This window comes from Streptomyces kebangsaanensis (genome assembly GCF_001906585.1).
Classification (GTDB): domain Bacteria; phylum Actinomycetota; class Actinomycetes; order Streptomycetales; family Streptomycetaceae; genus Streptomyces; species Streptomyces kebangsaanensis.
In genome coordinates, this window is record NZ_JUJA01000167.1 from 215,378 (window position 1) to 223,908 (window position 8,531).

At 72.1% G+C, this 8,531-nt stretch carries 10 protein-coding genes and 2 pseudogenes; 6 read left to right on the plus strand and 6 right to left on the minus strand.

Annotated elements, in window-relative coordinates; genetic code table 11:
- Together RH94_RS45695 and RH94_RS35790 are read right to left on the minus strand one after the other, a co-directional pair.
- Window positions 1-644: pseudogene (locus tag RH94_RS45695) on the minus strand (NAD(P)/FAD-dependent oxidoreductase); the annotation flags it as partial.
- 195 nt (window positions 645-839) lie between these two features.
- Window positions 840-2,183, minus strand: coding sequence for a globin domain-containing protein (locus RH94_RS35790; protein WP_073952636.1), 1,344 nt, complete (start codon window positions 2,181-2,183; stop codon window positions 840-842).
- Window positions 2,184-2,724: 541 nt separating this feature from the next.
- On the opposite strand from RH94_RS35790, the gene RH94_RS35795 reads away from it, so the two are divergent.
- The 3 genes and pseudogenes from RH94_RS35795 (at window position 2,725) to RH94_RS35805 (ending at window position 3,940) form a co-directional block, all read left to right on the plus strand.
- Window positions 2,725-3,066, plus strand: coding sequence for a hypothetical protein (locus tag RH94_RS35795; protein ID WP_073952462.1), 342 nt, complete (start codon window positions 2,725-2,727; stop codon window positions 3,064-3,066).
- A gap of 205 nt (window positions 3,067-3,271) precedes the next feature.
- Window positions 3,272-3,463, plus strand: a pseudogene (locus tag RH94_RS45700) (hypothetical protein); the annotation flags it as partial.
- Window positions 3,464-3,664: 201 nt separating this feature from the next.
- Window positions 3,665-3,940, plus strand: a complete 276-nt coding sequence (locus tag RH94_RS35805; RefSeq protein WP_199881133.1) for a hypothetical protein — start codon at window positions 3,665-3,667, stop codon at window positions 3,938-3,940.
- Here the strand turns inward: RH94_RS35805 and RH94_RS35810 are convergent.
- The gene (locus RH94_RS35810) at window positions 3,915-5,039 is read right to left on the minus strand and encodes an oxidoreductase (RefSeq protein WP_234426272.1); all 1,125 of its coding nucleotides are present in this window, start codon (window positions 5,037-5,039) and stop codon (window positions 3,915-3,917) included. The two genes, RH94_RS35805 and RH94_RS35810, sit on opposite strands and share 26 nt — an antisense overlap.
- A gap of 166 nt (window positions 5,040-5,205) precedes the next feature.
- Here RH94_RS35810 and RH94_RS35815 point away from each other — a divergent pair, with 166 nt between their 5' ends.
- Window positions 5,206-5,556, plus strand: a complete 351-nt coding sequence (locus tag RH94_RS35815) for an ArsR/SmtB family transcription factor (protein WP_073952463.1) — start codon at window positions 5,206-5,208, stop codon at window positions 5,554-5,556.
- 144 nt (window positions 5,557-5,700) lie between these two features.
- On the opposite strand, the gene RH94_RS41025 is transcribed toward RH94_RS35815, so the two are convergent.
- Entirely contained in the window at window positions 5,701-5,853 is a 153-nt protein-coding gene (locus tag RH94_RS41025) for a hypothetical protein (protein ID WP_158073122.1), read from the minus strand.
- Window positions 5,854-5,958: 105 nt separating this feature from the next.
- Here RH94_RS41025 and RH94_RS35820 point away from each other — a divergent pair, with 105 nt between their 5' ends.
- Window positions 5,959-6,396, plus strand: coding sequence for a RidA family protein (locus tag RH94_RS35820; protein WP_073952464.1), 438 nt, complete (start codon window positions 5,959-5,961; stop codon window positions 6,394-6,396).
- The gene (locus RH94_RS35825) at window positions 6,393-6,857 is read left to right on the plus strand and encodes a GNAT family N-acetyltransferase (RefSeq protein ID WP_073952465.1); all 465 of its coding nucleotides are present in this window, start codon (window positions 6,393-6,395) and stop codon (window positions 6,855-6,857) included. Before RH94_RS35820 ends, RH94_RS35825 begins: the two co-directional genes overlap by 4 nt.
- 57 nt (window positions 6,858-6,914) lie before the next feature.
- On the opposite strand, the gene RH94_RS35830 is transcribed toward RH94_RS35825, so the two are convergent.
- Together RH94_RS35830 and RH94_RS35835 are read right to left on the minus strand one after the other, a co-directional pair.
- Window positions 6,915-8,219: an FAD-binding oxidoreductase gene (locus tag RH94_RS35830; protein WP_073952466.1), complete on the minus strand. Its 1,305-nt coding sequence runs from the start codon at window positions 8,217-8,219 to the stop codon at window positions 6,915-6,917.
- A 30-nt stretch (window positions 8,220-8,249) separates the two neighbouring features.
- Window positions 8,250-8,450, minus strand: a complete 201-nt coding sequence (locus tag RH94_RS35835; RefSeq protein ID WP_143204112.1) for a hypothetical protein — start codon at window positions 8,448-8,450, stop codon at window positions 8,250-8,252.
- Between the last annotated feature and the right edge of the window lie 81 nt (window positions 8,451-8,531).

The following is an 8,531-nucleotide window of genomic DNA, read 5'->3' on the forward strand; positions in this document are numbered from 1 at the left end:
AGCCGTACGGCGTCGCGGGTCACCGCCGTCACCTTCGCGCCGGGGCCGTCGAGCACGGTCACCCCGAGCCTGTCCAGCCGCCCGGCGACCGAGCGCCGGCCCCGCGGGTGCAGGTACGGGCCGAGCACCCCGCCGCAGACCAGGGTCACGGTGCGGCCGGCCTCCGCCAGCTCGGCGGCGGTCTCGATGCCGGTCGGACCGGCGCCGACCACCGTCACCGCGGCCGTCGCGGGCGCGGCGTCGAGGACCGGCCGCAGCCGCCGCGCCTCCTCCAGGGTGGCGATCGGATGGGCGAACTCGGCCGCTCCGGGCACGCGCGGGTCGGCGCTGCCGCTGCCCACCGCGTAGACCAGGTAGTCGTAGCCGACCGTACCGCTCGAAGCCGACGTCACGCGACGCCCGGCCGCGTCGATCCGTGTCACGGTGTCGACCACCAGCCGGACGCCGTCGGCCAGGACGTCCCGGTAGTCGACGACCGCGTCGTCGGACCCGCCCACCAGCTGGTGCAGGCGGACCCGGTGGACGAAGGCCGGACGCGGGTTGATCAGTGTCACGGTCACGCCGTCGCGCCGCGTCAGGCGATTGGCGGCCATGACGCCGGCGTATCCACCGCCGATCACGACGACATCGGTGTTCTCAGCCATGGTGTCTCCTCCGGTTCCGGGGGTCGACATCAAGACACCGCGGCATCCACCGTTGTGACACGACGTGAGGCAGATCACTCCGCAGACGAGGGCTCGATCAGGAAACAACCCCCGTGCCGGTGCGGGGTCACCGGACGAGACGGCCGTTCTCGACTTCGGGCCGGGTGGGCACGGGCTCCGTTCGAAGGCGGTCGGTCAGGCCGGGATGGACTGTCCCGGGTACACCGGCGTTCCGGCCGGGCCGAAGTCCCCCGCGGGCCGGGGCAGATCGCGCGGGCCGGGCGGCAGCGGGTCGTGGAGGACGTGTTCGGCGGGCAGCCCGGCGCGGGTGAGGGCGGCCGTCACCGCGCGGATCATCGCCGGCGGCCCGGCGAGCAGGGCGCGGCCGGCCGCCGGGGGGCCGCCGCGGGTCACCGCGCGGGCCAGCCGGTCGTACACGTCCTCCCCCGGCGCCCCGCCCGTCACCGGGACCACGGTCAGCCACGGGCGGCTGCGTTCGAGCCCGGTCAGGTACTCGGTGTCGTACAGGTCGGACAGCGCGTCGGCGCCCAGGAAGAGCCGCACCCCGGGCACGGACGCCGACCGCGCGCGGCCGTCCAGCTCCCGCAGCAGCGCCTTCATCGCGGCCCAGCCGGCGTCCCAGGCCACCAGCCGCAGTTCACCCGCCGCCGCGTCCTCGCCGAGTGCCAGGTTCCCCTTGGGGGGCCCGAGCCGTACCTGGTCCCCGGCCGTGGTGCGGTGCACCAGGGCCTCGCTCACCCCGCCGGGGCCGGTGCACCGGACGTGCAGCTCCAGCTCCCCGTCCCGGCCGGGGTCGCCGGCCAGGTAGTACGGGCGCCAGGTGTGCGGCAGCCGCGCGGACTCCAGCGCGGTGTACTGCCCGGCCCGGTACCGGAAGGGCTCGTGCGGCCGGACGCGGAGCACCGCGAGGTCCGGGCCGCGTAGCTGATGTCCCGTCACCGTGGCCTGCCAGCAGGGAGGTTCGTGCAGCGCGGCGTCCGCGCCCCGCACCATGGCCGTGACGCCGAGCCGCAGCATCCGCACCCACGCCTGCTCGAGCTCCCCGGTCCAGTACTCGCCGGCCCGGACGCGCAGCGCCTCGCACAGCGCGGTCTCGAACGCCGCGTACTGCGCGGGAAGCACGCCGAGTTTGCGGTGGTCACGGCCGAGCTGGGTGAAGGTCGCGGTGATCTGCTCGGGCCTGTCCAGGTGCTCGATCAGATACCAGAACGCCCGCGCCAGATGGGCCTGCTGGAACTCCATATCGGCCGGGAAGAGCGACCGCAGCGAGGGGTGCCGGGCGAACAGCGCCTGGTAGAGGTGGGCGATCAGCTCGTCGAACGGGGCCACCAGGTCGAGCCCGTGCATGATGGTCCGCTGGTCGGCGGCCCCGTCGTACGGCTGCCCGGCGGCCGGACTCCCCGGGCCGCCGCCGCTGTCCGCGTCCGGGCCGCCACCCGGGGAGAGCATCTGCCGGCGCAGCCGCATCGCGTCGTGCCGGGCGAGGAGGGCGTGGTACGTCCCGTTGTCCGCGCTCATGATCAGCAACCCTTCCGCGTCTCACGCCCGACGGCGGTGGGGGCGCTGCCCGAGAACTGGCGGACGGGTCGAGACATGGGTGGACTCCTGGGGAAACGTACGAGGGACGGTGGACGGACACGGCGAACAAAAGCCGATCCGTCCGGCGAAACCGCAGGTCAGTATGGCATTGAGGACAAAGACCCCAAGGTCCCCGGTGACAAGGGCCGTTGGGCCCTTGTGCCTCCGCGGCCATGGGCGTATTCGCCGGCAGTGGCCGGCGGACGGACCACCAGCGGGCGGATGAGCGGAGGACAAGGTCGTCCGCGAAGCGCTGCCCGTAGTCCGGAACATGTCTGTTCGAGGTGTTCCGGAGACCGCACTGGACCCTGCTGACAACGGGCACGGACGCGTCACAGGGGTACGGCACGGGAGTGTTCCTGATCCGCCCGGACGGTTGCGTGGGCTGGGCGGGAGAGACCGCGGAAGGACTGGCGAGGGCCGGCAGACGTAGGTCGGTAGGCTCCCGCGAACGGACTTCGAGCAGATTGCGAGCCGCGCAGTGGTACGAGACCTTTACAACATCCGGTTCCGGCCCGCGGAGGACGCGGAGGACACCGCCACACCGCTGACCGACGAGGAGGAGCAGCGCTTCCGCGCCCTTCTGTTCAGCGAACTCGGCAACGAGATCGCCGACCAGGGCTACGCACGCTTCCCGGCGTACACGCCGGAGGACCGGCGTCGGCTGGTCGATGTCGCGCACCGCCTCACCGCCCACTGGGGACAGCAGGTGTTCGTCGAAGCCGAGGACCGGACCCGCCTCAGGCTCTGCCTCGCCGGATACGAAGCGCCGCCGAAGACATTGCCGGCGGACGTGGCCCTCCTGAATCCGCCCGTCCGCTGATCTCGATGTGTGGATCACGCTTTCGCGAGGTGGCCGGCGATTGCGGCGAGCAGGCGGCAGCGCCCGGATCGTCGGTGCATGCGGCGCGAACGTGATCGCGGCGTACGCCCTCCCCGGAACGTGAGCAGGACGAAGAGGAAATCCTCGCCGACCTGCTCACCCGTCCGGACACTTTGGCCGCCGCTGCCGAAGGCATCCTCGACGCGAGGGACTGGAGTACGACCACGTCGTGGTGGTCGAACTCTCAACCATCGTCCAAGCCGAGCCCCGCGGAATGAACCGCATGTACGTGGTCCTCACCCGAGCGGTCTCCCGCCTCCACATCGTGCACTCCGCACCACTGCCGCTCGCGATCCGGCCCTCGGAGTCACGGCACATCGAACGGCCGACGTCCTGAACACCGAGCACACCCAGGACTTCCGGCACGAAGCCGGCAGAGCAGGGCCGTCGTTCGCGGCCGGTGACGGCCCTGCCGGCTTGTTCCGCGCCTGATCGGACCGACGGCTCGTCGTACGGGGCCACGGCCGTCTTACCGTTCCGGTCGCGGGTGGGGTGCTGGATGTGGATGCGGCCGAGGCCGTCGCCACGGATTCCGGACGTGACCGCGCAGGTGGCGCGGCCGGTGGCGGCACGGGGGCCGTATCCGCCGGCGATGCGGGTCCGTGACGAGCCGGGCGAGCTGTTCACGGCTGCCGAGTTCGCCGGAGCGTTCCCGGTGCGGGGGCGCCCAGGCCGGCCGCCGGGCCGACCGGCGCTGGTGACGGTGCCGCAGTTCGTCGGGAGCCTCACCGATCGCGCGGGCGGCGCACCGGTCCGCAACGACCACTTTGCCGGTCAGGTCGGTGCGTTCACAGGGCCAGTTCCCAGTCCTTGATGTCGGCGAGCGGTCCGAGGGTGTCGGGGTGCGGCTCGGTCGCGAACTCAAGACCGTCACGCACCCGATGGGGCCAGTCCCGCTGTGCGAGGGCACCCTTGCCGATCGCGGCGATGTCGGCGGCCCCGGACTCCAGCACGGCACGGGCTGCCTCCGGGTCCTCCAGGTGGCCGTTGGCGATCACCGGCAACCCGCTGAACTTCTTCGCGAGCTCGGCCAGGGTTTCCGTACCGGTGGAAAAGGCGGGGTCGAGCGCCCGGTATTCGGTGGTGTGCAGGAAGTGCGCGCCGGTGCGGGCCAGAGTGGTGAAAATGGTCTCGGCCTCCTCGATGCCGCCCGCCCAGCGGTGGTGGAAGTCGCTGACCTTGGACTGGGAGATGCGGATGCCGACCGCGATCTCGGAGCCCACGGCCTGGAGCACCTCGTCCACGACCTCGGCCGCCAGACGCACGCGGTTTTCGACACCGCCGCCGTACCCGTCCTCGCGCTGGTTGAGGTAGTCGGTGAGGAACTGGTCGAGCAGGTAGCCGTTCGCGCCATGCACCTCCACACCGTCGAAGCCCGCTGCGGCCGCGCGGCGGGCCGCGTCCGCGAAGCCCCGGCGGATGTCCGCGATCTCGCGGGCGTCCAGGGCCCTCGGCGTGGGGTAGGGACCGCTGCCCCGGTAGAAGGAGAGCTGCTCGCCGCGTGGTGCCACGGCGGAGGGACCGACCGTTCCCTGGCGGAAGCGGTTGCCCTGGGCCTGCGCTCCTGCGTGCATGAGCTGGGCGAATATAGCGCCGCCCTCCGCGTGCACGGCCTCGACCACCGGCCGCCACGCCTCGCCCTGGGCCGGTGTCGCGAGCCCCGGCTGGTGCAGATAGCCCTGGCTGTGCTCCGTGTCGGGGTAGACGCCCTCGGTGATGACCAGTGCGAACCCGCCGCGGGCGAATCCTGCGTAGTAGCGCGCGTTGCGGTCGGTGACCAGGCCGTCCTCGGTGGCGCTGATCCGCGTCATGGGGGCCAGCGCGGTGCGGTTGCTCAGGCGGACACCGCCGAGGTCGAAGGGCGTGAACAGCAGGTCATCGGTCGCACCGTGCTGCGGGGTGGGGTCGGTCAAGGGTTTCTCCGTTGCGCCTCGGTCGTATGCGACAGTTCTCGACTCGGCCTGCCCGCGCACGGCGCGTGCTCAGGCGTGCCCGCGCGGCACCCGGACCGTTGTCGTAATTTTCTCGTACTACGAGATTCAACGTACCACTGCCGGGCGATCGACGTAGACTCCCCGTGTGTCCACCAATGTCAGACGTGCACCCGCCAAGAAGGCCCTGCCCCACCCCGACCTGCGCGAGATCCCGGTGCACCTGGTTCTGCGTGCCCTCGGTGAACCGCTGCGGCTGGGCATCGTGCGCTCTCTCGCCCGGGCCGGCCGTCCCATGAACTGCAGCTCGTTCGGGCTGTCGGTGTCCAAGTCGACCTCGACGTACCACTTCAAGATCCTGCGGGAGAGCGGCGTCATCTCGCAGTTCGAGGAAGGCACCTCGCGCTACAGCGAGCTGCGTGAAACGGAGCTGGAGCAGCGCTTTCCCGGCCTGCTGACCGCCATTCTCGCAACCGAAGAGCCTGCCGCCGCGGAATAGCGCTGCAACCGCATCAGTCATGCGGCTCACCCACGGTCCACGATCCGGGGCGGGGGCGCGAGGTCGTGGGGCAGGGGCCCGGCGAACGGCCGAGAACGCGGACGGGTCGGCGGACGCCGACGCGGTGGAGGAGAACCTGGCGGGTCACCGCTCGGTCCTGACGGGCCGGTGGGTCCCTTGGGCCCGGGACCCGCCGAGGGCCACGGCCCGGACGCCGGGGAGGGCCACGGCCCGGACGCCGGGGAGGGCGGCGAGGCGGTCGGCGGTGTCCCGCGGGAACGAGGAGTCGTCCGTCACGGGGTCATCCCTACGTCGGTTATTCGGATGCCGCCACTCGTTTTCCGGTCCATGATCGGAAAGTTGTCCCGTGTCCGTCCCACCCGACCGTCCCAGGAGCTCGCCGTGATTCGCCGCGTCACCGCCCCCGGTCTCTTCCCGCCGCCCACGTACTCCCACGCCTCTGTCGTCGAGGCGGGGACGAGGCTGGCGTTCCTCGCCGGGTCCGTACCGCTGGACGCTCGCGGAGAGCTGGTCGGGGCGGGAGATCCGGTGCGGCAGGCCGAGCAGGTGATCGCCAACCTGGCGGAGCAACTACGGGCGGTCGGGAGCGACTTCGCGCACGTGCTGTCGACCGATGTCTACGTCGTCGCCGGTGAGCCCGCCGTACTCGGTGCCGTGTGGCAGGTGGTCGAGGCGTCCGGGCTCAGTGCGGGGCCGCACGCGTCGACGCTGATCGGGGTCGCCTGCCTCGGATACACGGGGCAGTTGGTGGAGATCACCGCGACGGCCGCCGTACCGGAGGAAGTCGTACCGGAGGAGGAAGAGGGGGAGAGCGCGTGAGTGCTGAGAGTGCCGTCGTTCTGCGGCGGGCCGTCGGCTCCGACGCCCGGGCCGCCGCCGACGTCTGGCTGCGGTCCTTCACCGCCGCGCTGCCGACCGTCGTCCGGCCGCACTCCGACGACGAGGTGCGCGCCTACTTCAGGGATGTGGTGGTGCCCCGAGATGAGACATGGGTCGCCGAGGCCGACGGTGGCAGCGGCGTCGTGGGCGTCATGGTGCTCGACGGCGAGGTGCTGTCGCAGCTGTATCTCGACCCGGACTGGCGCGGGCGCGGCCTCGGCGACCGTTTCGTCACGCTCGCCAAGGAACGCAGCCCGCGGGGCCTGTCCCTGTGGACCTTCCAGGTCAACAAGCCCGCCCACCGTTTCTACGAACGGCACGGTTTCGTCCCCGTCGAGCACACCGACGGCAACGGGAACGAGGAGCGGGAGCCGGACGTACGGTACGTGTGGCGGCCGTGAGTCCGGCCCGAGCCGTTCGGTGCGGTGCTTCCGGGAAGACCTTTCCCAGACCGTGGGTCAGCCGTGGACGGGGAAGTTGCCGCGGATGGTGTCGTGCGGGTCGTGGCGGTGCTTGAGGTCGCGCAGCCGGGCGAGGGTCGCGGGGGTGAAGGCGTCGGCCACGGTCTCACCGGGGTTGAGGAAGGTCAGCGGTTTGCGGCCGCTGACGGGCAGGGCGTGCGCGAGGGCGCGCTGCCTGGCGGTGACGGCCTCGGCGGTCGCCGGGTCGGTGGGGATGCCGAACAGGTAGAGGGCGTAGGGCTCGGTCAGCGGGCCGTGCGGCGTGTCGGACGGGCGGGTGAACGCGCCGCCCAGGTGCCGGATCTGGACGCTCAGCAGCGGGGCGACGGGATCGGTGAGCAGTGTTTTTGCCGCGACGTCGTCCAGCTCGGTCAGCAGTTCACCACGTGAGGTTCCCGGTCCCGGGGTGGTGGGTTCGGCCGTGATGGTTCCGAGTTCGGAGACCGGCATGATCCGCCTGCTGTCCGACAGCGGCCGGGGAAGGCGGTGCAGCCGGCCGAGCAGGTCGCGGGCCTCGCTCTCGTCGCCGAGGTAGGTGACGTCGACGGCGACCATGGGATCGGCGCCGGGAAAGTGCAGCAGGTCCAGCCAGACGGTCAGCTCGTCGGGGGCGGTGGCGGTGATCCTCCGGTAGGCGTCCATGACCTCGGGTGCGTGTTCGGCTCTCCACAGGACGCGGCCGCCGTACACCCGCGGCGCCGGGTGCAGTGTCGTCTCCAGGGCGGTGACGACTGCGAAGTCCCCGCCGCCCCCGCGCAGGGCCCAGAACAGGTCCGCGTCGGTCTCCGCCGTGACGTGCCGCCGCCGTCCCTCGGCGTCGACGATGTCGAAGGCGGTCACGCTGTCGGCGACCCAGCCGTACGCGCGGCCGAACCAGCTCAGCCCGCCGCCGAGGGCGACGCCGGTGACGCTGACGACCGGGGAGCTGCCGGGCAGGCCGGTCAGGCCATGCCGGGCGGCGAGGGCCTGCACCCGCCCGGACGGCACACCCGCCCCGACGTGGGCCCGGCGGCCGGCCGGATCGATCCGCAGGGTGTCCAGCCTCCCGGTGCGCAACAGGATCGTGCCCTCGGTACGGCCGGTGGCGCCGTGCCCGTTCGGCTGGACGGCGACGCCCAGTCCGGCGGAGCGGGCATGGCGGACGAGCGCGGCGACGTCGGCGGCGTCGGCGGCCTCGACCACGGCCGCCACCGGTTGCTCCACGGCCCGGTTCCACGGGCGGCGAGCGGCGTCGAAGCCGGGGTCGTCCGGCAACAGGACGCGGCCGCGCACGACGGAGGACAGCGTGTCCACACCATTCATGAACTTTTCCTTTGCGTGAGTCGGCGTGAGTCAGGCGACGGCGCGCTGGGCCGCGCCGGTGTCGGCGGGGGGGCGCCGACGACGGGTGGGGGCGAAGCCGAGGACGACCAGGGCGGCGAGGGCGATCCCGGCGGCCGCGACGAACACGGCCGTACGCAGTCCCTCGACGGTGGCGGCGCGCAGGGCCGGTCCGGTCGGGTCACCGGTGGAGGCGGTGTTCTCGTTCGTCATGTCCACAACGCTAGGGGCGTGAAAGACCTTCGATAGGGTTCATTTCCGTGACGGATTCATGGGCCAATCCGGCGGAGCGGC

Coding starts and splice junctions, on each gene's coding strand:
- RH94_RS35790 (WP_073952636.1), bottom strand. CDS start 2,183: ATGAGCGCGGACAACGGGACGTACCACGCCCTCCTCGCCCGGCACGAC.
- RH94_RS35830 (WP_073952466.1), bottom strand. CDS start 8,219: ATGAATGGTGTGGACACGCTGTCCTCCGTCGTGCGCGGCCGCGTCCTG.
- RH94_RS35835 (WP_143204112.1), bottom strand. CDS start 8,450: ATGACGAACGAGAACACCGCCTCCACCGGTGACCCGACCGGACCGGCC.